Here is a 20,515-nt window from a genome sequence, read left to right as displayed (position 1 = left end):
GAGAACGACAGCACCGACCCGGAGACCACACCCACTACCGACTCCGAGGCTGCCGATGCTGACACTCCGACACCGTCCGCTGAAACCGACAGCGGCCAAGGCGGCACCGAGCAGAGCGCCGAGGCCCCGGATATCGACGCCGGCACCAACGACGACACCTCGGACGAGACGACAGAGCCGTCGACCGAGACCGAGTCGACCGCCAACGTCGACACCGAACCGGCGACGTCCGAGTCCTGACCGCCCCCGACACGCACGACAGCCGCCCGCCCCGCGATAGCGGACGGGTGGCTGTCGCGCGTACTACATGCGGTGAAGCGCAAGAACCGGGATCACGCGCACTCCAGCGGTCTTCTCTGCGTACTCGGCGAACCCGGGATACCTGCGCGCCTGCTCAGAATAGATGCGAACCCGATCAGCACCAGAGACCTCGTTCACGGTGACGTCGAACTCTTCAGTACCGACCTCAACGTGCCCCCGTCCCGCGCTGGTCAGGTTGTAGTACCACGCCGGATTACTGGGCGCGCCCGCATTCGACGCGAACACGTACATCGTGTCCCGGTCAGCATCGTCGGGCAGGTACATCATCGGGGTGACGAACTGCCTGCCCGATCTGCGGCCGACATGGTGTACCAGCACCATCGGTGCACCCTCGAAGCCGCCACCGACACGTCCCTCGTTCGCCCGAAACTCGCTGATGATCCGCGAATTCCAGTTGTTTCCCTCAACCACGACAACTCCTGTAGATCGATAGTGGTCCAAGCATCCACTCCTACCGGGCGCGACGTTATGACGCCCTTTGACAGCCCAAACTCCTCGCAGCTAGCCTGTGGCCCCCTGTTCGATCAACACGCTGGAGGTATGAAGTCATGAACGATGTCTTTACCCACGCCAACGAAGCCGACGTGATCGAGCAAACGCTGGTTGTCGACTGGGACGACGATGACCAGTATCCGCGGGCCGAGTCAGGATCGTTCGCAGCCTGACCCGCACGCACGACGACCGCCCCGCTCTCCACCACGGAGTGCGGGGCGGTCGGCCCTCGCACGGTGTCGAACACGCGCTAGTCGTTACGAGAGAGCTTCACAACGGACAGGATCGCTACGATGGGCCAGCAGATCACCGCCGCCCACACGGCGAACCCGTGACTACCGGTGGAGAGTCCGATAATCGAGGTGATCGTGAGCAGTACTGCAATGACGATCACAATCCAGGTGAGAATGATTTGCCGCTGACTCATTTCCTCACCTTCTCACACCAGGTCACCCTGCGGCGATGAACTTCACGCTGGGACCCTCAGCTTCGTAGTGACCTCGACACCCTCGCGATCTGCGCCTACCGTCAACGTATGGGGACCACCAACGAAGCACTGGCGATGTACGTGCGCGTCCCCCTCATCGGCGCCAGCGGAATCCGCCTCGCTGAGGCACTCGCCGACGACCCCTGGACTGACGGCGCCATCGCCAACCTTCCGCGCGAACTCGCCCAGGCGATTCGTCGGGTAGTCTGACCGCGGTCCGGACAGTCCCCCTCGAATACCACATCGTGCCCGCACTAGGCGGGGTGCGCGTCCAGGAGGCCACCGTCGGCCACCTGGACGTGTTCCTGCGGTCGCTGTCGTCGGCGTCAGTGCGGGCGCAATGCAGGGTCGTGCTGGCCGGGATGATGAAGCTCGCCGCACAGCATGACGCGATCGACCACAATCCGGTGCGCGAGACCACGAAGGCCCGTCGCGATCACGTGCAGGTGCGCGCGCTTACGGTCGCCGACTTCCATCGACTGCGCGCCCGGATCGCGGCCTGGGCGGGCGGCAATACGTCGGGCCCGAAGCGCGGCACCGATCTGCCGGACATGTTCGATGTGATGGCCGGAACAGGGGCGCGGATCGGTGAGGTGTTGGCGCTGCGATGGGATGATGTGCAGTTCTCATCCGGCCGAGGCAAAGCCAGGACACCAGCGACGGCAACGATCGCGGGCACGGTCATCGACGACGGCACCCGGCAGCCCTTCCCGAAGTCGCACAGCAGCGCGCGGACGATGGTGCTCCCGGATTTCGCGGAGGCCGCGCTGCGGCGGCAGCGCGGACGTCGACTGCCGTCCGAGGACGGCCTGGTGTTTCCGTCGCGGACTGGGGGGCCGCGGACTGCGGCGAACACTCGGCGCCAGTTGCGTCAGGCCCGCCGGACGGTGCCGGCCGGGGACGGAGGTCCGGCCGACGAGTTTGATTGGGTGAGCCCGCATGTGCTGCGGAAGACGGCGGCGACTCTGATTGAGGGTGAGATGGGCATGGAGTCGGCGGCGCGCCAGCTCGGCCATGCGTCGCCGGAGGTGACGCGGACGCACTATGTGGCGCGGCCTGAGGTGGGCCCGGATGTCCGCAACGCGCTCGATGTTCTGGCTCCTGTCGCGTCGGTTTCGGATGGGTTTCGGGGTGGCGATGCACGAAAGCGCCCCTCCACCGGGTAGGCAGAGGGGCGCTGAACTGCTGTTTCTGTCGGGCTGACAGGATTTGAACCTGCGACCACTTGACCCCCAGTCAAGTGCGCTACCAAACTGCGCCACAGCCCGTTCCCCCGTGCGGGGCGCCCCGGTCAACCGGAGCGAAAACTACCTTAGCCGACGTCCGGGGCGGACTGGTAATCGCACCCGTCAGCGGCGGCGACGCTCCTCGCGCTTGTCCTTGACGCGCACGTTGACGCGCACCGGTGAGCCGTCGAAACCGAAGGCTTCCCGAAGCTTCCGTTCCAGGAAGCGGCGGTAGCCGGCCTCGAGGAAGCCGTTGGTGAACAGCACGAAGGTCGGCGGCCGGGTGGCCGCCTGGGTCGCGAACATCACCTTGGGCTGACGCCCGCCGCGCACCGGCGGCGGCGTCGCGGCGATGATGTCCTTCAGCCAGGTGTTGAGCCTGCCGGTCGGCACCCGCTTGTCCCACGATTCGAGGGCGCCCTCCATGGCCGGCACCAGCTTCTGCACGCTCCGGCCGGTCTGCGCGGAGATGTTGACCCGCCGGGCCCACGGCACACGCGCCAGTTCCCGGTCGATCTCCTTGTCCAGCTCGTAGCGCCGGTCCTCGTCGACCAGATCCCACTTGTTGAAGACGATCACCAGGGCCCGGCCGCTGTCGATGATCATCGACAGCACCCGCAGGTCCTGTTCGGTGATCGGCTCGCTCGCATCGATGAGCAGCAGCGCGATCTCGGCCGAGTCCAGCGCAGCGCGGGTGCGCAGCGATGCGTAGTACTCGTGCCCGGTGGCGGTGCGCACCTTGCGCCGCAGTCCGGCGGTGTCGACGAACTGCCACACCGTGCCGTCCAGTTCGATCAGCTCGTCCACCGGGTCGACGGTGGTGCCGGCGACATTGTCGACCACCGAGCGCTCCTCGCCGGCCAGCTTGTTGAGCAGCGAGCTCTTGCCCACGTTCGGCTTGCCGACCAGCGCCACCCGGCGCGGACCGCCGGCGGGCGCCGACTCGCGCGGGGTCTCGGGCAGCACGCGCAGGATCTCGTCGAGCAGATCACCGGTGCCGCGACCGTGCGCGGCGGAGATGGTGTGCGGCTCCCCCAGACCCAGCGACCACAGGGCCGCGGCGTCGGCCTCGGCCCGCTCGCTGTCGACCTTGTTCGCCGCCAGGACGACCGGCGCCTTGGAGCGGCGCAGCACCCGGGCCACCGCCTCGTCGGTGGCCGTGGCGCCGACGGTCGCGTCGACCACGACCACGATCGCATCGGCGCTGCGCATGGCGTACTCGGCCTGGGTGGCCACCGCCTGCTGCAGCCCCTTGGCGTCCGGCTCCCACCCGCCGGTGTCGGTGACCATGAAGCGCCGGCCAGTCCACATGGCCGGGTAGGACACCCGGTCGCGGGTCACACCGGGAATGTCCTCGACGACGGCCTCGCGGCGTCCGAGGATGCGGTTGACGAGCGTGGATTTGCCCACGTTCGGCCGGCCGACGATCGCCACCACCGGCAGCTTCACGTTCTCGGCGGCTTCGGCTTCGGTGACGAAATCGCTGAGATCCCAGTCGGATTCGTCACTCCAGGTGCCGTCGCCGGCAAGGTCGGCACCGTCGCTGAATTCAGCGTCGAACATCTCGTCAGACATGGCGTTCTCCGATCGTCGTCGCCACCAGTTCGGTGAGCCGGTCCAGTACCTGCTCCAGAGTCAGATCGCTGGTGTCCACCAGGATCGCGTCGTCGGCGGCCCGCAGCGGGGACACCGCACGGGTGGAGTCGAGGTGATCGCGCCGGTTGACGCTCTCGAGCACCTCCGCGAGGTCGCTGGGCCGGCCGGCGGCCAGGTTCTGTGCGTGCCTGCGCTGCGCCCGCGCCTCCGGTGTGGCGGTCAGGAAGATCTTGAGCTGCGCGGTGGGAAACACGACGGTCCCGATGTCGCGGCCCTCTGCGACCAGGAAGGCGTCCTCGGCGTGCCGCTGCTGCAGCGCCACCAGCTTGGCGCGCACCGACGGCTGCGCGGACACCGCCGAGACGGCCGCGGTCACCTCATCGGTGCGGATCGGCCCGGACACGTCCTGCCCGTCGAGGTAGACGTGCTGGCCGTCGTCGGCGAACCGCAGCGCGATGTCGGCCCGGTCGACCACCTCGGCCGCCTCCGGCGACTCCGGGTCCACCCCGGCCCGCAGCACGGCGAGCGTGGCGGCCCGGTACATCGCTCCGGTGTCGAGCATCTGGGCGCCCACGCGCTCGGCGAGCCGCGCCGAGACCGTCGACTTCCCGGTCCCGGCCGGCCCGTCGATGGCGATGACCCGCACCGGCGTCTGGATGGGATCGTCGACGGTCACAGACCCACCGCCTTGTAGAGCGCCCCGACCTCTTTGCTGTCGAGCACCCGCAGGCTGCCCGGACGCTGGTTGCCCAGTGCCACCACCCCGATGTCGGTGCGGACCAGCCGCTGCACCGGGAAGCCGACGGCGTCGAGCATCCGGCGCACCACGTGCTTGCGCCCCTCGTGCAGGGTCAGCCGCAGCAGCGTCTGGCCCTCGTGGATCTCGAGCACCGCGAAGTCGTCGACCGTGACCGGACCGTCCTCGAGTTCGATACCGCTGCGGAGGCGGCGGCCCAGGCCGCGCGGCACCTGCCCGCGGACGGTCGCCAGGTAGGTCTTGGGCACCTCGTAGGACGGGTGCATCAGCCGGTGCGCCAGTTCCCCGTCGTTGGTGAGCAGCAGCAGCCCCTCGGTGTCGGCGTCGAGCCGACCCACATGGAACAACCGCTGACCGGCCATCACGCGCTCGGCGACGAGGTCGCCGACACAGCGGCGGCCCTGCTCGTCGCTCATCGTCGACTGGACGCCCTTCGGCTTGTTCAGCGCCAGGTACTGCTTGGTCTCGTCGACCACCACGCGGGCCCCGTCGACCTTGATGACCGCCGTGTTCGGGTCGATGCGCAGGCCCTGCTCGAGGACGATCTGGCCGTCGACCTCCACGCGGCCGGCCGCGATCAGTTCTTCGGCACCGCGCCGGGAGGCGACACCCGCCGCCGCCAGCACCTTCTGCAGCCGCATGCCGTCGGAGACGTAGGTGGCGCCGTCACCGTCGACGAGGTCGTGACGGGGTGCCTGATGCCGTGCCGGTTTGGCGTTGTTGAGCCGGACCTTGCCGGATTCGACGTTCGGCCGCGAACCCTTGCGGTGCGGCTTTCGGGTCGATGCTTGCTGATTGCGGCCCTGACCTGAGGTCTTCTGACCCTTGCCTGCCGGCTTCTGGCCCTTGCCGCCGGCGGTCTTCATATTCTTGCTGGACGAGCGCTTGCGCCCGTCTCCGTGTCCCGGTCTGCCGTCTCGGCTAGCGGTTCCCATGGAATGTCCTTAAGTTGTGTTCACATCACTGCAGGATCACTGCTCGTCGGCGTCGGCCAGAGCTTCGGCCGCAGTGTCCTCCGTCGATTCTGCCGTCTGAGCACTCAGTTTGGCGAATCGCGGGTCGTCGAGGATCTCGTCGCCGAGGTCCTCGATGACGTCGACGTCGGGCAGCAGCGGCGCCAGATCGGGCAGTTCGCCGAGTGAGGCGAGGCCGAGTCGTTCGAGGAAGAGTTCGGTGGTCGCGTACGTGGTGCCGTGCGTCTGCTCGTCGGCGCCGGCCTCGCTGATCAGGCCGCGCGCGAGCAGGGTGCGCATGACGCCGTCCACGTTGACGCCGCGGATGGCGCTCACCCGGGCGCGGGTGACCGGCTGCCGGTAGGCGATCACCGCAAGGGTCTCGAGAGCGGCGCGGGTGAGCTTGGAGCGGGCTCCGTCGAGCAGGAGCCGTTCGACGTAGGGCGCGTAGTCGGCGCGGGTGTAGAAGCGCCAGCCGTCGCCAGCGAAGCGCAGGTCCATGCCGCTGCCGGCCTCGGTCAGATCGGCGGCCATCGTGTCGAGCATTGCGCGCACCCGTACCCGGTCCTGGTCGGTGACCACGGCGAGTTCCTCGGTGGAGATCGGCGAATCGACCACCAGCAGAACGGCTTCGAGCGCCGAACGCAGCTCGCGGTCGTCCAGGTAGAGCGCCCCCGCCTCGTCGAGGGTCGGTTCGGCCGCTTCCCGGTCGGACTGTGTTCCGGTCTCGTTCTCGGTCATCCGTACTCCTCCTCGGATCTGTCGAGCTCAATGTCCTGCACGTCGCGGTCACCGGTCCAGCCGACTTTGAGTTCGCCGAGCGCCTCGGGCTGTTCGAAGGCCACGGCCCGTTCCCGGTACAGCTCGAGCAGCCCCAGGAAGCGGGCCACCACCTCGAGTCCGTTGGCGCATTCGGAGACCAGCTGACCGAAGGTGAGCCACTCCCCTTTCGCGGCAGTGAGCAGCTGGGAGAGCCGCTTGGCCTGTTCGGGCACCGACACCTTCGCCGCATGCAGATGATCGAGGCCGACGGTGGGTGTCGGTTTCGGGGCCATAGCTGCGGCGGCGATCTCGGCGAAGCGTCCGGCGTCGACCCCCAGATCCACTTCGGGCAGCAGCTCGGCGAAGCGCTCTTCGAGCGAGACCGCACGCGGATAACGTTGCAGCGCAGCGGCTTCGAGTTCACCGAAGAGGGCGGCGACCTGCTTGTACGCGCGGTACTGCAGGAGCCGGGCGAAGAGCAGATCGCGGGCCTCGAGCAGTTCGAGGTCGTCGGGGTCGGTGACCTCGCCGGACGGCAGCAGCCGCGCCGCCTTCAGATCGAGCAGGGTGGCGGCGATCACCAGGAACTCGGTGGTCTGCTCCAGGTCGGCCTCGGCCCCGAGCGCCTTGGTGTAGGCGATGAAGTCGTCGGTGACCACGTGCAGGGCCACTTCGGTGACGTCCAGCCGGTGCTGACTGATCAGGTTGAGCAGCAGGTCGAAGGGGCCGCTGAAGTTGGTCAGCTTCACCTCGAAGGTGCCGGGCACCGCCGCAGGCCCAGCCTGTTCCGGGGAGGTCTGCTCAGTCACCGCGCGGCTCGTTGTGGGCGATGACCTCGCGAGCCAGGTTCCGGTACGCCTTGGCGCCGTTGGAGGTGGGGGCCCAGGAGATGATCGGCTCGCCGGCCACCGAGGTCTCCGGGAAGCGCACCGTCCGGCTGATGACGGTGTCGAAGACGGCGTCGCCGAAGACCTCGACGACTCGTGCCATCACATCGCGGGAGTGCAGGGTCCGCGCGTCGAACATGGTCACCAGGATGCCGCCGAGTTCCAGACGCGGATTGAGCCGGTCGCGCACCTTCTCGATGGTGTCGGTGAGCAGTGCCAGCCCGCGGAGGCTGAAGTACTCGCATTCCATCGGGATGAGCACATTGTCCGAGCAGGCCAGGGCGTTGACGGTGAGCAGGCCGAGCGACGGCTGGCAGTCGATCAGGATGTAGTCGTAGCGGTCGGCCACCGGGTGCAGTGCGCGGGCCAGCGCCTGTTCGCGCCCCACTTCGCTGACCAGCTGGATTTCGGCGGCCGAGAGATCGATGTTGGACGGGAGCAGATCCAGTCCGTCGACGCGGGTGCTCAGCAGCACGTCGTCGGTGCTCGCATACGGCGGCACCAGCAGATTGTGGACGGTCTCTTCGAGCTCGTGGTGGGCCACACCCAGGCCGGCCGAGAGCGCCCCCTGCGGATCGAGGTCCACCAGCAGTACCCGGCGACCGGTCTCGGCCAGTGCGGCACCGAGGTTGATCGTCGACGTGGTCTTGCCGACGCCGCCCTTCTGGTTGCAGACCGCGATGATCTTGGCCGGACCGTGCTTGTCACGCGGCAGCGGATCGGGAACGTCGCGGTACGGGCGGCCGGTGGGACCGAGTTCCGGCACGGCAGGAGCATCACCGAGAGGCAGCTGACCGGCGGCTTCGGGCGTCGTTCCGCTCACCTGTCCGTTGCTCCTCCCCGGCGAGGTCATCGCCTTCTGCGACTGCGGACGGCATCCGTGCGCCCGTGATCACCCTAATGGTAGTCACGGCGGTGGCGCGGCCCTATGAGGCGCACCCGTCAGAACGGCGGTGGGCCGGTGTCGCTTCTTTCGGCGGCGAGGCGCCGGTTGCGACGGAGTCGAGCGCGTTCGCGGCGGCGCCAGGCGTGTTTGGCTCGGGTGGGGCTGAGCCTGTCACCGGCCTGTGGTTGAGACCGGGGTGGGGATTCGGGTGTGGTCGTGGCGATGCTCTGGTGGCGGCAGTGCAGGTGGGTCAGTTCGGGGAAGAGCCACTGGTTCTCGGCGGGTTTGGGTGCCGAGTGCTGTTCGGGGGTGGTGGTTTCGGTCCAATAGTGGCCGGTGTCACCGTCGGGGTAGAGGTCGTCGATCCAGTCGTGCGCGAAGGTCTTCAGGGCGTGGTGGAACCGGCATTTCGGGGCGATGTTGCACAGGCAGGTCGGTCCGCCCGCGGCCGGGTCGAGCTGGTCGTATTCGGTGGTGTGGTCGAGTTCGCACGCCCATGCCGGGCGGTCGCAGCCGGGCACGGTGCAGGTGCCCCACAGGAACCTGATCACCACCTCGGCGGTCGTGGCCAGCCGGTACGGGTCGCTGGGCAGGGCCATCGCGGCCAGCCGAACCGACTGCGGGTGTGGGCTATCGCCCCGGCGTGGTGCCGGGGTGTCGGGGCGCGGTGTACTTCGCTGTTCGGGGCCGCCGCCGGTGTTCGCGTGCAGGTAGGACGCGATCGCCGCGTCGAGGAGCCGTTCGAGACCGGAGTCGAACGCGTCGTCACCCCAGTGCGGGCCGTCCCCGTCTGAGCTGTCCCCGTCTGAGCGGCCCCTATCTGGGTCGTCCGGGTGGGGTTCGGTGATGTCGTCGAGGTTCAGGGGCCGGAGGCGGGTGTCGGGGCGTTGGGCGAGGTCGCGGACGTGCCGGCCGGAGATCGGGCCGTGACCGTCGAGAACACCCGGCCCGGCACCGCCGTCGAGGGTCTCTCGGCGGCAGATCACGTGGATGACGATCCGCGCCTGCCGATCCGACACCGCCTGATCGTCCAGCATTGCGGTGCAGGTGACCGGATCACCGCATTCGCAGGTGAACGCGACCCCGCGCAGCCGGGCCGTGGCCGCCGCCGACCGGCGCTGGGCCTTGGTCCGTGGATCGTTCGGGCACACCCCGGCGATCAACGCCTCGAGTGCGGCCATCGCCAAGGCCACGTCCTCGGCCGAAGCGGTCACCGTCAGCGCCGACAGACCACCGTCGAGGGGCCGGGAGGTCACCCGTTTCTTCGCTGCGGCGGCGTCCTCACGGCGGCGGATCGCCTCGGGATCGCAGACCATCAACACCCGATCCACCAACCGCTGGAGCCGGCCGGTCGTCCCCGGGCCGCCCTCACCGAGCACCTCGGCCAACCGGCGATCGATCGCGGCCATCGCCACAGGGTCGTCGACCAGCGCGGTACGTGCCACCACACGCTGGAACTGCCCGACCGTCAGCACTCCGGCACGCAACAACCCGGCCACCAACGGCAGCCGATCCCTCGCGGCGAGCGCCTCGTCCAACAGTGTTTCGGCCGCACGCTGGGAGATGCGCAGCATCACGGCCAGGCGGGCCGCGGTCGACGAGTACGGGTCACACACCCGTGCCGCCAGTTCACGACGCCGCTGACGGTCGAGGTCCCCGCGATCGGCCGCGGCGGTGTACTCGTCGTAGAACCGGGCCTGCACCAGATCACAGATCTGCGCCGCACCCCGATACTTCGCCCACGCCAGAAACGACTCACCCCGCGTCGCGGTCTGCACGTACGTCATCCAATCCGCGGCCTGCTGCACCTCACCATCGGCCTCACACGCCCCGACCAACCCGATCACCGACAGATCCGCACACTCCCACCCACCACGCACATCATGACCGTCAACCGGACCCGAACCCACGATCGACACCTCCCCCGACAGCGCCAGACGAACACCATGATGTTCGCTCTCTAGTTCCAATCTACGCCGCGATATAAGTTCGCACAAGTGTTCGATTGAAGAAATCTCAAATGATTGTTTTGTCGGTGTTCCTGCAGGTCAAACCCATGTCCCGATAGTGCCCGTCAGTAGTCGCGGCCGGCGTGAATCCGCGCGATCAGCTCCTCGCCCGCGGTGAAGCGGCGCAGGTTCTCGGTGAGGAAGGGTGCCATCTCCCGGGTCAGACCGCTCGACGGGTTCGCGATGTGCGGGGTGACGATGATGCGCTCCGACGAGAAGATCGGGTCGTCGTCGGCGGGCGGCTCGGGATCGGTCACATCGAGTGCGGCGCCGGCGATCTCACCGGCCTCCACCGCGTCCACCAGCGCGGCCTGATCGATCAGCGGGCCACGACCGACGTTGACGATCCAGCAATGCCTCGGCAGTGCGGTGAGCACCCGAGCGTTCACCAGATGCCGGGTCTGCGCGGTCACCGGTGCGGCCAGCACCACGTGGTCGGTCGCCGCCCACACCTCGTCGAGCCGGTCGTGTGTCAGCACCTGATCGGCGCCGGGAACCTCGCGGCCCGAGTGGTTCACCGCGAGAACCCGTGCGCCGCATGCCTTCAGCCGCGGAACCAGCGCGCGCCCGATGCCGCCGGCCCCGACGATCGCCACCGTCGAACCGCGCAGCGTCGTCACCCGTGGATCCAGCTCTGCGGCCCAGCGCCCGGCGCGGACGGACGCTGCGATCTGCCGCAGTCCGGCCAGCAGCAGCCCCAGCGCATGCTCGGCCACCCCTTCGGCGTAGAAGCCCGACGCATTGGTCCACAGTCGCCGATCGTCGATCACCCCCGCAGCGGTGAAACCCTCGATCCCGGCGGTCTTGAGCGCGACGTACTCCACCGTGTCCGGCAATGCGGGGAACTCCCCCGGCGTCCCCAGCCACACGAGCACCCGGGCCCGGGCAAGGTGGGTGACCACCCCTCCGGAGGCCTCCACCGCGGCCACCGCCTCCGGGTCGGCTACGGGTTCGACGGCGACGGTCAGCAGGGCATCGGTCATGCCTCCATGATGCCTCGCACAGCCGGGGTCTGCGCCTACCATCGGGTCGATACCGCTCTCCGGAAGGATTCGTCATGGCACTGCGCGAGATCACCTTCGCCTCGGCGAACGGGCGGGACACCGTCCACGGCTGGATCTACAGCCCCGCCACGCAGCCCCGGGCGATCGTCCAGATCGTGCACGGCCTCGGCGAACACTCCCGTCGCTATCTGCACATGATCTCGGCCCTGCTCGACGCCGGCTTCGTGGTCGCCGCCGACGACCACGCCGGTCACGGCGCCACCGCGGTGGCCTCCGGGGTCTGGATGGACACCGGTGAGAACGGCGCCCGCGCGGTGGTCGACGACGAACGCACCCTGCACGATCTGACCGTCGATGCCTTCCCCGGACTCCCCCACATCGTCTTCGGCCACAGCTGGGGCTCGATGATCGCCCGCAGCTACGCCGAGCACCACGGCGACGATCTGACCGCCCTCGCCCTCTGCGGGGTCGCCGCCCAGATCGTCGGTATCGACCGGCACCTCGACCGGCCGGCACTGGCCGCCGCACTCGCGCAGGGCCGCGGTGAGGAGCCCGGTGCGGAGTTCATGGGCGCGATGTTCACCGGCATGATCGAGCGCTTCCCGGACGCCGTCAACGGCAACGAATGGATCGCCCGGGAACCGGCAGTGGTGGCCGATCACGCCTCCGATCCGCTCAACGCGCTCGCCGATCCGATGACGGTCCGCTTCGTCGGCGACTTCGTGGACCTCTACGACGCGGTCAACGACGGCTGGGCCGAGCGGGTGCGCACCGATCTGCCGGTGCTGATCCTGGCCGGCGCCCAGGACCCCGTGGCCAACTACGGCGAGGGCGCCTTCCACGTGGCCAACGCCCTGTGGTCGAGCGGTAATCGCGACGTCCGCACCGTGGTCTATCCCGGTGTGCGCCACGAGATCCACAACGAGCCGCCGACGCGCGCCGCCGTCGAGCACGAGCTGATCGACTTCGTGAACGCGCAGATCGGCTGAGCAGCCGTCGATTCCGCTACCGGGCGCGCGGATGCGCCGTCGCGTACACCTCGCGCATGGTGTTGACGGTCACCAGCGTGTACACCTGCGTGGTGGTCACCGAGGAATGCCCGAGCAGTTCCTGCACCACACGCACATCGGCGCCGCCGTCGAGCAGATGGGTGGCGAAACTGTGCCGCAGTGTGTGCGGTGAGACGTCCTTGTCGATCCCTGCCCGCTCGGCCGCGTCGACGAGCACCTGCCAGGCGCTCTGCCGCGACAGCCGGCCGCCGCGCGCATTGAGGAACAGCGCCGGACCGCCCTTCTTGGCGAGCGACGGACGACCGCGCACCAGATAGGCGTCGACGGCCGCGACCGCCGGCCGGCCGATCGGCACGATCCGGTCCTTGCCGCCCTTACCCCGCAGCACCACCGACCGGTCCTCCAGGTCCAGGTCGTCGACGTCGAGCCCGGTCACCTCGGAGATCCGGGCCCCGCAGCTGTACAGCAGCTCGAGCAGAGCCCGATCACGCAGTGCGCGTGGATGATCGGCCGCACCGGCCGCCTCCAGAATGGCCAGCACCTCGTCCACCGGGAGCGCCTTGGGCAGCCGCCGCGCCGGTTTCGGAGGCCGGACAGCGTGGGCCACATCGGTATCGACGAGCCCCTCCGCCGCAGCGAACTTGTGCAGTCCACGGACCGCCACCAGAGTCCGGGCCACGGACGAATCGGCCAGCGCCGGCTGCCCGGCATCCGGATCGCCCTTGCGCAGCTGCACCAGGAAGTCGCGCACCGCCGCCTCGTCGACGTCCCGCAGCGCGGCCAGCCGCCGGCCGGCGAGGAAGTCGCGGTAGCGTTCCAGATCCCGCCGGTAGGACGAGACCGTGTTGGCAGCCGCGCCCCGCTCGACCACCAGATGGTCCAGATAGCGCTGCACCACCTCGGCGACGTCCTGTTCCGGCACGCTGATCTCCTACGGGTGCTCGCCGGACTCGCGGCGGGCCGCGAACCGGGTGGACCGGTCGCGCCACGGCGCATCGGCCGATCGCAACGGCGCCCCGGACTGCTCGGCGGCGTACAGGGCCAGAATGCCCGCCGCCGCACTGGCATTGACGATCTCCCCCGCCAGCACCGCCGCCACGGCGTCGGCCGGATCGAGCCAGTCGATCGTGAGATCGGCCTCCTCGTCGGCCACTTCGCTGCGCGGCACCTCGGTGAGGTCTTCGGCCAGGTACACCCGCAGCGCCTCGTCGGTGAATCCGGGTGAGGACAGCAGGTCTGCCAGGGTGTGCCAGCGGCGCGCCGCCAGCCCGGCCTCCTCGGCCAGTTCCCGCTGCGCCCCGGCCAGCGGCGACTCGCCGGGCCCGCCGTCGAGCAGGCCGGCGGGCAGTTCCAGCAGCCGGCGCCCCACCGGATGCCGGTACTGGTTGATCACCGCGATCCGGCCCTGCGCATCGCGAGCGAGAACGACGACCGCACTGAGGTGTTCGACCACTTCGCGTTCGGCGGTGCGGCCACCGGGCATGGTCACCTGATCGCGTCGCAGCGCGACGATCGCCCCGTCGTACACCGTCTCCGATCCGGTGACGGTGAACGCGTGCGATCCCGGTCCGCTCACTCCGGTGCAGCCGCCGGACGATCGGTCGCCGGCGTCTCGGCGAAGGCGGCATCGTCGACGGCGCCGTCGTCCAGAGCGGTCGCGTCGTAGCCGTCGAGCTCCACCGGAAGCCGCTGCGAGGCCTTGTATTTCACCGCGGCCTCGATGAACGCCGAGAACAGCGGGTGCGGGCGGGTGGGACGGCTCTTGAGCTCCGGATGCGCCTGGGTGGCCACCAGGAACGGGTGCTGCTCGCGCGGGTACTCGACGAACTCGACGAGCGTGCCGTCGGGCGACGTGCCGGAGAACACCAGACCGGAGCCGGAGATGGTCTCGCGGTAGGCGTTGTTCACCTCGAATCGGTGCCGATGGCGCTCGGAGATCTCGGTGGCACCGTATGCGCGCGCCACCTGGCTGCCCGGGATGAGCGTGGCCGGGGAGGCACCCAGGCGCATGGTGCCGCCCAGGTCGGCGTCGCCGGCCACGGCGGCCTCCTGATCGGCCATGGTGGCGATCACCGGCGCGGTGGTGTCCGGATCGAATTCGGTAGACGATGCCTCGGCCAGGCCCACCGAGCGGGCCGCCTCGATGACCACGCACTGCAGACCCAGGCACAGGCCCAGCAGCGGGATCCCGTTCTCCCGCGCGTACTTCACGGCGCCGAGCTTGCCTTCGATGCCGCGGATGCCGAAGCCCCCGGGGATGAGGATCGCGTCCGCGTCGCGCAGGGCGGCGTGCGCGCCCGCCGGCGACTCGCAGTCGTCGGAGGGCACCCAGACGATCTCGGTGCGCGCATAGTGCGCGAAGCCGCCGGCGCGGACCGCCTCGGTCACCGACAGGTAGGCGTCGGGCAGGTCGATGTACTTGCCGACGATCGCCACCGTGACCGTCTCACGCGGCGAATGCACCCGCTCGAGCAGATCGCCCCACACCGTCCAGTCCACATCCCGGAACGGAAGCCCGAGCTGGCGGACCACGTAGGCGTCGAGCTGCTCGGAGTGGAGCACCTTGGGGATGTCGTAGATCGACGGCGCGTCCGGAGTGGAGATCACGCCGTCGATGTCGACGTCGCACATCAGCGCGATCTTCTTCTTCAGCGAGTCCGGCACCGGCCGGTCGCAGCGCAGGATCAGCGCGTCGGGCTGGATGCCGACACTGCGCAGCGCCGCCACCGAATGCTGGGTGGGCTTGGTCTTGAGCTCACCGGACGGCGCCAGGTAGGGCACCAGCGAGACGTGCAGGAAGAAGACGTTCTCCCGGCCCACCTCGTGCCGGATCTGCCGGGCCGCCTCGATGAACGGCTGTGACTCGATGTCGCCGACGGTCCCGCCGATCTCGGTGATCACCACATCGGGCACCTCACCGCTCGAATCCGGCTCGTGCATCGCGAGCATCCGGCTCTTGAGCTCGTCGGTGATGTGCGGGATCACCTGGACGGTGTCGCCGAGGTATTCGCCGCGGCGCTCCTTGGCGATGACCGTCGAGTACACCTGACCGGTGGTCACATTCGCCGAACCGGACAGGTTGCGGTCCAGGAAGCGTTCGTAGTGGCCGATGTCCAGGTCGGTTTCGGCACCGTCCTCGGTGACGAAGACCTCTCCGTGCTGGAAGGGGTTCATGGTGCCCGGGTCGACGTTCAGATACGGGTCGACCTTCTGCATGGTCACGCGCAGTCCGCGGGCCGTGAGAAGCTGACCGAGGCTGGAGGCGGTCAGACCCTTGCCGAGCGACGACGCAACACCTCCGGTGACGAAGATGTGCTTGATCTCCGGCTGCCCGTGACGCAGTGTTCGCAAAAGAATTTCTCCCGTCGGGATGAATACCTACGGGACTTCAGCTTATCAGCAACGCTGCGGGAACGACGGACCCGTCAGGGCGCGCCGCAGTGCGTCTCACTTCTGTTCGGCACCCACCGTGATCGCCGTCGCACCCGGTCCGGTGCCGTAGGCCCCCGATCGGCCGTTGGCCTCCTCGTCGAGGGCCAGCACCACCGTCGTCCGGCCGATCTGGTCCTGCACGTCGTCGACCGTCGAGAGCGCATTGCCCAGTGCGGTGTCGCCGCGGACCGCGGCGATCGCGGCACCGCCCTGCGCGGAGCCGTCGCGCCCGGCCAGTACTCCACCCCGGGCGTGCGTGGCCATCGCCACCGCGAGGCGGCCCACCAGCATGCCCTGGGCCCCGGCGTCGTCGCCCAGGGATCCTCCGGTCACCACCAGCAGCAGATCCGCCGGCTCGACGGTGCGATCGGCGTAGTCGATGAAACCGCCGGTCCGCAGCGACTGCAGGACCGTCGACCGGTCCGCCGCACCCGCGGCCTTCTGGCCCTCCCGGGTGAGCAGCGCCGTACCCAGCAGGTCTCCGAGCCGGGAACCGGAGTCGGTGTACTCGACCCGCAGCTGCTGCCCGGTCGGGATGGTCTGGTCGATGATCGAGCTCAGCTTGGCCGCGTCGCCGTCCTTCACCAGGGTGTCGGTCAGGGCGATCTGCCCCGAGTATCCGGCGCCGGCATCGTTGAGCAGGCCTTTGAGCTCCTGCACGTCGGCCTCACCGGCGTCGGGTGCGGTCACCACCAGCACGGACTTGCCTTTCAGCAGGCCGTCGACCAGCCGCGGGCTGACGGCGCCGATGAAGGCGCCGTCCTGGTTGACCCGACGACTCAGGTCGTCACGTTCGTCCTGCAGCTTGCTCAGCTTGTTCCGGTCGGTCCCGGTGAGCGAGTTCAGCTGGTCGCCGATGAAGCCGGAGCCCAGGAACAGACCCACCGCCAGGGCCAGGAAGACCGCGATCAGCGAGATCGCGTGCTGACGCATGGAGATCATTGACTGTTCCGCAGTCCGCTGACCCAGTCGGTGAAGTCGCCCCAGCGATCGACGATCCAGTCGCCGATGTCCGCGCCGGTGCTGCTCATCGCCAGCGCGGCGATCACCACGATGAGGGCCGCGAGCACCAGCATGGCGATCGCCACCCCGCTGACGCGGCTCTGGTACAGCGTGGAGACGGCTTTGGCGTCGACCAGCTTCTGCCCCACCTTGAGCCGGGTGAGGAAGGTCGACGGGATCTGCTCGCGGAGGCTGCGGTCGAAGAAGTCGTTGATGCCCCCGCCCAGACCCACGGCGACGATGAGGTCGGCACCGTGGTGGTCGGCCAGCAGCAGCGCCAGGTCGCCGGCGCTGCCGGCGGCCGGGAAGGTGACCGCCCCGACCCCCAGGTCCTGGATCCGCTCGAGACCCGAGGCGTGGCCGTCCGGATCGGCCGGCAGAACCAGCTCCGCGCCGCACTTGAGGGTGCCGGTCTTGATGTCTTCGGGGTCGCCGACGATCACCGACGGACGGTAGCCGGCCTTCATCAGCGTGTCCGCTCCCGAGCCGACGCCGATCATGATCGGCTGATACTCCTTGATGAACGGTTTGAGGTTCTTCAGGTCGACGGTCCGGTCGGGTCCGTCGCCGACCACCACCACGTGGCGTCCTTCGAGCGTGGTGTGCAGTTCGGGGATGCCGACCCCGTCGATCAGCAGCGGCGATTCGCTGCGGATGAACTCGATGGTGTTGCCGGAGAACGCCTCCAGATGGTCGACGAGCCCGGTCTTGGCGTCGAGCATGCGCTCGGCCACCTCGGTCTCGCCCAGTTCGGTGCCGCGGGCCACCACCCGGTCGCCGATGTAGAGCCGGTCGTCGTGCAGCCGGACCTTGCTGCCCTCCTTGACCCGGGCGAAGACCTCCGTGCCCACCGCGTCGAGCAGCGGGATCCGGTTGGCCGCCAGCACTTCCGGCCCCAGGTTCGGGTACCGGCCGGTGATCGACGGCGAGGCGTTCACCACGGCCGCCACCTCCGCGGCCACCAGCTGGTCGGCGGTGATGCGTTCCAGATCCACCTCGTCGAGGATGACGACGTCACCCGGGCCGACCCGGTCGACGAGCCGTTTGGTCTTCTTGTCGATCCGGGCGATCCCGATGACACCGGGCAGTTCGGTGGTGGTCCGTGAGAGCAGAGCTGGCATCCTCATGCGTCCCATCCTGATCACCTGCACCGCATACATCACGGAGGCGCGCCGTAACAAGTGCAACTTTTGTCACACGAGAATCACAAGTATCTAACTACTCAGGCACCTCACGTGTCACCGCGCTATTGAGCTGCGCGTGCCTCCTCGGCCGTCTGCAGCAGTTCTTCCGCGTGCGCACGGCCGGTATCCGAATCGCCGAGGCCGGCCAGCATCCGTGCCAACTCGGCGATCCGCTCGTCCCGGTCCAGCGAGGTGAGGGTGGAGGTCTGCCGGCCACGGCTGCCGCCGCCGCTCTTGCCCACCACCAGATGCTGGTCCGCGAAGGCCGCCACCTGCGGGAGATGGGTGACGACGATGACTTGGCGGTTGCGTGCGAGCTTCGCCAGGCGCGCGCCGATCTGGACGGCCGCACCGCCGCCGACCCCGGCGTCGACCTCGTCGAAGACCATGACCCCACCCGAATCCGGCTCGGCCAGCACCACTTCCAGGGCGAGCATGACCCGGGACAGTTCACCGCCGGAGGCCGATCTGGCGATCGGCAGCGGCGCCGCACCGCGATGGGCCACCAAGCCGAACTCCACCCGGTCGGCGCCGTCGGGCCCGGCCTGGGCAGCGGTGCCGTCGACGACGATGCGCAGGCGCTCGTCGTCCGGCGCGGTCAGGTGCACGCTCACCGCCAGTTCGCTGCCGCCCATCGCCAGACCGGCGAGCTCCGCAGACACTTTGCCTGCCAGCTTCGCGGCGGCCGTGCTGCGGCGCTTGTGCAGGTCGGCGGCCAGCTGCGCGACCGTCTCGCGCTGCTCTGCGGCGGTCTGCTCGAGTTGCTCGATGGACGCGCCCGGATCCTCGATCTGGGCGAGCCGCTGCTGGGCCCGGCGGTGCCAGTCGAGGACGCCGTCGATGTCGGCGGCGTACTTGCGGGTGAGCACCTTCAGTTCTGCCTGCCGGCTGAGCAGACGGTCCAGATCGTCGGCGTCGGTGGGCAGTGAGGACAGGTATCCGGAGAGCTCATCGCTGAGATCCCCGACCACCGCCAGCGCCTCGGCCACGCGCGGCAGCAACGCGCGCAGCGCGTCGTCGTCGGCCGCCTCGAGCTGACTGCGCACCACGCCGAGCCCGGTCAGCACGCCCGCCTCGTCGTGGGTGATCGCCTGATGGGCGCCATCGGCCGCCGAACGCAGATCCTCGAGGTCGGTGAGCCGGCGGATGGTGGCCACCAGGTCCGTGTCCTCTCCCGGCTCGGGCGCGACCGCCTCGATCTCCTCGATCCCGAAGCGCAGCCGGTCGGCCTCCTGCGCCAGCTCACGTGAGTCGGCCCGCCGCCGGTCCAGTTCGTCGAGGGTGGTCAGCAGGTCCCGGCGTGCGGCCCGGTAGCGCTCGAGCAGTGCCGCCGTCGCCTTCCCGGCGAAGCGGTCGAGCGCCGCACGCTGCTGGTCGCCGCGGATGAGTCGCAGCTGGTCGTTCTGGCCGTGCACGGCGAGGATCTCACCGGTGAGCTGACCGAGTACCCCGACCGGCACCGACCGGCCGCCCAGGTGGGCGCGGGAGCGGCCGTCGGCGCCGACTGTCCGCGCAGCGATCACGGTGTCGTCGTCGTCGAGTTCGGCTCCGGTGGATTCGAGCACGTCGTCGACGGCCGGTGGTCGCTGGGCCGCCGGTGGCAGCCGGAAGCGGCCCTGTACCACGGCCTTCTCGTCGCCGCTCCGGACGCGGCCCGCGTCGGCGCGGGCACCGGAGAGCAACCGGAGGCTGGTCACGATCATGGTCTTGCCCGCACCGGTCTCGCCGGTCAGGACGGTGAAGCCCGGGGAGAACTCGGCCGCGGCGGACTCGACGACGCCGAGCCCGCGGATCGACAGTTCTTCGAGCACGCTGCTCAGCTCCTTCCGCGCCAGCCGGTCACCGGCAGCGAGAACTTGGTCACCAGCCGGTCCGCGAACGGTTCCGATCCCACCCGCACCCAGCGCAGCGCGTTCTGGGCGCGCCGGGTCTCCACCCGGGCGCCGGCCGGCACGTCGAGCATCCGCCGGCCGTCGCAGACGGCGACGGCGGACCGTCCACGCGCATCGACTTCGACGGCGATCTGGGACCGGGGGCTGGTCACCATCGGCCGGGCGAACAGGGCGTGCGCATTGCTCGGCACGACCAGGATCGCCTCCAGGTCGGGCCACATCACCGGCCCACCCGCCGAGAAGGCGTAGGCGGTGGAACCGGTGGGGGTGGCGATCAGCAGGCCGTCGGCGCCGAAGGCCGACACCGGCCGTCCGTCGACCTCGGTGATCAGTTCGAGCACCCCGTTGTGCGAGCGGTTCTGGACCGCCACCTCGTTGAGCGCCCAGGTGCTTCCGAGCACGGGGCCGTGTGCCTCGTCGCGCACCTCGATCTCGAGCACCATCCGGTCGTCGACGCGGTAGTCGCCGCTGATCAGCCGGTCCATCACCTCGTCGATGACGTGCGCCTCGGCCGGATAGGCCGCGCCGACGGCGACGACCCGTAGTTGGAGCCCGTGTAGCCCAAGGACCGGCTCCGGCTCCGCGTGCAGTAGCTGCTCCACTACCTGGCCGACT

The 20,515-nt window shown here is 69.3% G+C and carries 20 protein-coding genes and 1 tRNA gene; 3 read left to right on the top strand and 18 right to left on the bottom strand.

Features of this window, described 5'->3' with window-relative positions:
- Positions 1 to 303 precede the first annotated feature (303 nt).
- The gene (locus tag ACJMNC_RS10070; RefSeq protein ID WP_408947818.1) at positions 304 to 732 is read right to left on the bottom strand and encodes a nitroreductase/quinone reductase family protein; all 429 of its coding nucleotides are present in this window, start codon (positions 730 to 732) and stop codon (positions 304 to 306) included.
- A gap of 331 nt (positions 733 to 1,063) precedes the next feature.
- The gene (locus ACJMNC_RS10065; protein WP_408947817.1) at positions 1,064 to 1,240 is read right to left on the bottom strand and encodes a hypothetical protein; all 177 of its coding nucleotides are present in this window, start codon (positions 1,238 to 1,240) and stop codon (positions 1,064 to 1,066) included.
- A 108-nt stretch (positions 1,241 to 1,348) separates the two neighbouring features.
- Between ACJMNC_RS10065 and ACJMNC_RS10060 the strand changes: the two genes are divergently transcribed.
- Positions 1,349 to 1,510: a hypothetical protein gene (locus ACJMNC_RS10060; RefSeq protein ID WP_408947816.1), complete on the top strand. Its 162-nt coding sequence runs from the start codon at positions 1,349 to 1,351 to the stop codon at positions 1,508 to 1,510.
- 53 nt (positions 1,511 to 1,563) lie between these two features.
- Complete coding sequence (locus ACJMNC_RS10055; protein WP_408947815.1) at positions 1,564 to 2,466, top strand: tyrosine-type recombinase/integrase; 903 nt, start codon at positions 1,564 to 1,566, stop codon at positions 2,464 to 2,466.
- Positions 2,467 to 2,494: 28 nt separating this feature from the next.
- Here the strand turns inward: ACJMNC_RS10055 and ACJMNC_RS10050 are convergent.
- The 9 genes from ACJMNC_RS10050 to ACJMNC_RS10010 all read right to left on the bottom strand — a co-directional run bounded on the left by ACJMNC_RS10050 (position 2,495) and on the right by ACJMNC_RS10010 (position 11,359).
- Positions 2,495 to 2,568: transfer RNA gene (locus tag ACJMNC_RS10050), tRNA-Pro, on the bottom strand.
- 81 nt (positions 2,569 to 2,649) lie between these two features.
- The gene (gene der / locus ACJMNC_RS10045; RefSeq protein WP_408947814.1) at positions 2,650 to 4,101 is read right to left on the bottom strand and encodes a ribosome biogenesis GTPase Der; all 1,452 of its coding nucleotides are present in this window, start codon (positions 4,099 to 4,101) and stop codon (positions 2,650 to 2,652) included.
- Entirely contained in the window at positions 4,094 to 4,798 is a 705-nt protein-coding gene (cmk, locus tag ACJMNC_RS10040; protein ID WP_408947813.1) for a (d)CMP kinase, read from the bottom strand. The genes der and cmk overlap by 8 nt, the downstream gene beginning before the upstream one ends.
- Positions 4,795 to 5,814 (bottom strand): pseudouridine synthase, encoded by a 1,020-nt coding sequence (locus ACJMNC_RS10035; protein ID WP_408947812.1) that lies wholly within the window; start codon positions 5,812 to 5,814, stop codon positions 4,795 to 4,797. Before ACJMNC_RS10035 ends, cmk begins: the two co-directional genes overlap by 4 nt.
- A gap of 36 nt (positions 5,815 to 5,850) precedes the next feature.
- Positions 5,851 to 6,573 (bottom strand): SMC-Scp complex subunit ScpB, encoded by a 723-nt coding sequence (scpB, locus tag ACJMNC_RS10030; protein WP_408947811.1) that lies wholly within the window; start codon positions 6,571 to 6,573, stop codon positions 5,851 to 5,853.
- On the bottom strand, positions 6,570 to 7,403 hold the full coding sequence (locus tag ACJMNC_RS10025) for a segregation and condensation protein A (protein ID WP_408947810.1): 834 nt from the start codon (positions 7,401 to 7,403) through the stop codon (positions 6,570 to 6,572). Before ACJMNC_RS10025 ends, scpB begins: the two co-directional genes overlap by 4 nt.
- Entirely contained in the window at positions 7,396 to 8,334 is a 939-nt protein-coding gene (locus ACJMNC_RS10020; protein WP_408947809.1) for a ParA family protein, read from the bottom strand. Before ACJMNC_RS10020 ends, ACJMNC_RS10025 begins: the two co-directional genes overlap by 8 nt.
- An 89-nt stretch (positions 8,335 to 8,423) precedes the next feature.
- Positions 8,424 to 10,154, bottom strand: a complete 1,731-nt coding sequence (locus ACJMNC_RS10015; RefSeq protein WP_408947808.1) for a DUF222 domain-containing protein — start codon at positions 10,152 to 10,154, stop codon at positions 8,424 to 8,426.
- Positions 10,155 to 10,441: 287 nt separating this feature from the next.
- On the bottom strand, positions 10,442 to 11,359 hold the full coding sequence (locus tag ACJMNC_RS10010; RefSeq protein ID WP_408947807.1) for an NAD(P)-dependent oxidoreductase: 918 nt from the start codon (positions 11,357 to 11,359) through the stop codon (positions 10,442 to 10,444).
- A 74-nt stretch (positions 11,360 to 11,433) separates the two neighbouring features.
- Between ACJMNC_RS10010 and ACJMNC_RS10005 the strand changes: the two genes are divergently transcribed.
- A complete protein-coding gene (locus tag ACJMNC_RS10005; protein ID WP_408947806.1) occupies positions 11,434 to 12,369 on the top strand; it encodes an alpha/beta fold hydrolase in 936 nt (311 codons plus the stop codon).
- 16 nt (positions 12,370 to 12,385) lie between these two features.
- Here ACJMNC_RS10005 and xerD read toward each other — a convergent pair whose 3' ends face one another.
- From xerD to ACJMNC_RS09970, 7 genes are all read right to left on the bottom strand, one after another.
- Complete coding sequence (xerD, locus tag ACJMNC_RS10000) at positions 12,386 to 13,312, bottom strand: site-specific tyrosine recombinase XerD (protein ID WP_408947805.1); 927 nt, start codon at positions 13,310 to 13,312, stop codon at positions 12,386 to 12,388.
- A gap of 9 nt (positions 13,313 to 13,321) precedes the next feature.
- Positions 13,322 to 13,966 carry an NUDIX domain-containing protein gene (locus tag ACJMNC_RS09995; protein ID WP_408947804.1) on the bottom strand — a complete coding sequence of 215 codons (645 nt, stop codon included), beginning with the start codon at positions 13,964 to 13,966 and terminating at the stop codon, positions 13,322 to 13,324.
- A complete protein-coding gene (locus tag ACJMNC_RS09990; RefSeq protein ID WP_408947803.1) occupies positions 13,963 to 15,741 on the bottom strand; it encodes a CTP synthase in 1,779 nt (592 codons plus the stop codon). The genes ACJMNC_RS09995 and ACJMNC_RS09990 overlap by 4 nt, the downstream gene beginning before the upstream one ends.
- 96 nt (positions 15,742 to 15,837) lie before the next feature.
- Complete coding sequence (locus tag ACJMNC_RS09985) at positions 15,838 to 16,764, bottom strand: copper transporter (protein WP_408947802.1); 927 nt, start codon at positions 16,762 to 16,764, stop codon at positions 15,838 to 15,840.
- Positions 16,761 to 17,951 carry a putative cytokinetic ring protein SteA gene (gene steA, locus ACJMNC_RS09980; RefSeq protein ID WP_408947801.1) on the bottom strand — a complete coding sequence of 397 codons (1,191 nt, stop codon included), beginning with the start codon at positions 17,949 to 17,951 and terminating at the stop codon, positions 16,761 to 16,763. The genes ACJMNC_RS09985 and steA overlap by 4 nt, the downstream gene beginning before the upstream one ends.
- Positions 17,952 to 18,070: 119 nt before the next feature.
- The gene (gene recN / locus ACJMNC_RS09975; RefSeq protein WP_408947800.1) at positions 18,071 to 19,819 is read right to left on the bottom strand and encodes a DNA repair protein RecN; all 1,749 of its coding nucleotides are present in this window, start codon (positions 19,817 to 19,819) and stop codon (positions 18,071 to 18,073) included.
- Positions 19,820 to 19,824: 5 nt separating this feature from the next.
- Positions 19,825 to 20,515: NAD kinase (locus ACJMNC_RS09970; protein ID WP_408947799.1), on the bottom strand; the 691-nt coding region annotated here is incomplete at its 5' end.

Source organism: Gordonia sp. VNK21, assembly GCF_046098115.1.
In the GTDB taxonomy this organism is placed as follows: Bacteria; Actinomycetota; Actinomycetes; order Mycobacteriales; family Mycobacteriaceae; genus Gordonia.
Note: the sequence above shows the minus strand (reverse complement) of the source record. Positions and strands in the feature narration are given on the sequence as shown.

Coding starts and splice junctions, on each gene's coding strand:
- steA (WP_408947801.1), bottom strand. CDS start 17,951: ATGAGGATGCCAGCTCTGCTCTCACGGACCACCACCGAACTGCCCGGT.
- ACJMNC_RS10035 (WP_408947812.1), bottom strand. CDS start 5,814: ATGGGAACCGCTAGCCGAGACGGCAGACCGGGACACGGAGACGGGCGC.
- ACJMNC_RS10060 (WP_408947816.1), top strand. CDS start 1,349: ATGGGGACCACCAACGAAGCACTGGCGATGTACGTGCGCGTCCCCCTC.
- ACJMNC_RS10015 (WP_408947808.1), bottom strand. CDS start 10,154: ATGACGTACGTGCAGACCGCGACGCGGGGTGAGTCGTTTCTGGCGTGG.
- scpB (WP_408947811.1), bottom strand. CDS start 6,573: ATGACCGAGAACGAGACCGGAACACAGTCCGACCGGGAAGCGGCCGAA.
- der (WP_408947814.1), bottom strand. CDS start 4,101: ATGTCTGACGAGATGTTCGACGCTGAATTCAGCGACGGTGCCGACCTT.
- ACJMNC_RS10010 (WP_408947807.1), bottom strand. CDS start 11,359: ATGACCGATGCCCTGCTGACCGTCGCCGTCGAACCCGTAGCCGACCCG.
- ACJMNC_RS10005 (WP_408947806.1), top strand. CDS start 11,434: ATGGCACTGCGCGAGATCACCTTCGCCTCGGCGAACGGGCGGGACACC.
- ACJMNC_RS09985 (WP_408947802.1), bottom strand. CDS start 16,764: ATGATCTCCATGCGTCAGCACGCGATCTCGCTGATCGCGGTCTTCCTG.
- ACJMNC_RS10020 (WP_408947809.1), bottom strand. CDS start 8,334: ATGACCTCGCCGGGGAGGAGCAACGGACAGGTGAGCGGAACGACGCCC.
- ACJMNC_RS10065 (WP_408947817.1), bottom strand. CDS start 1,240: ATGAGTCAGCGGCAAATCATTCTCACCTGGATTGTGATCGTCATTGCA.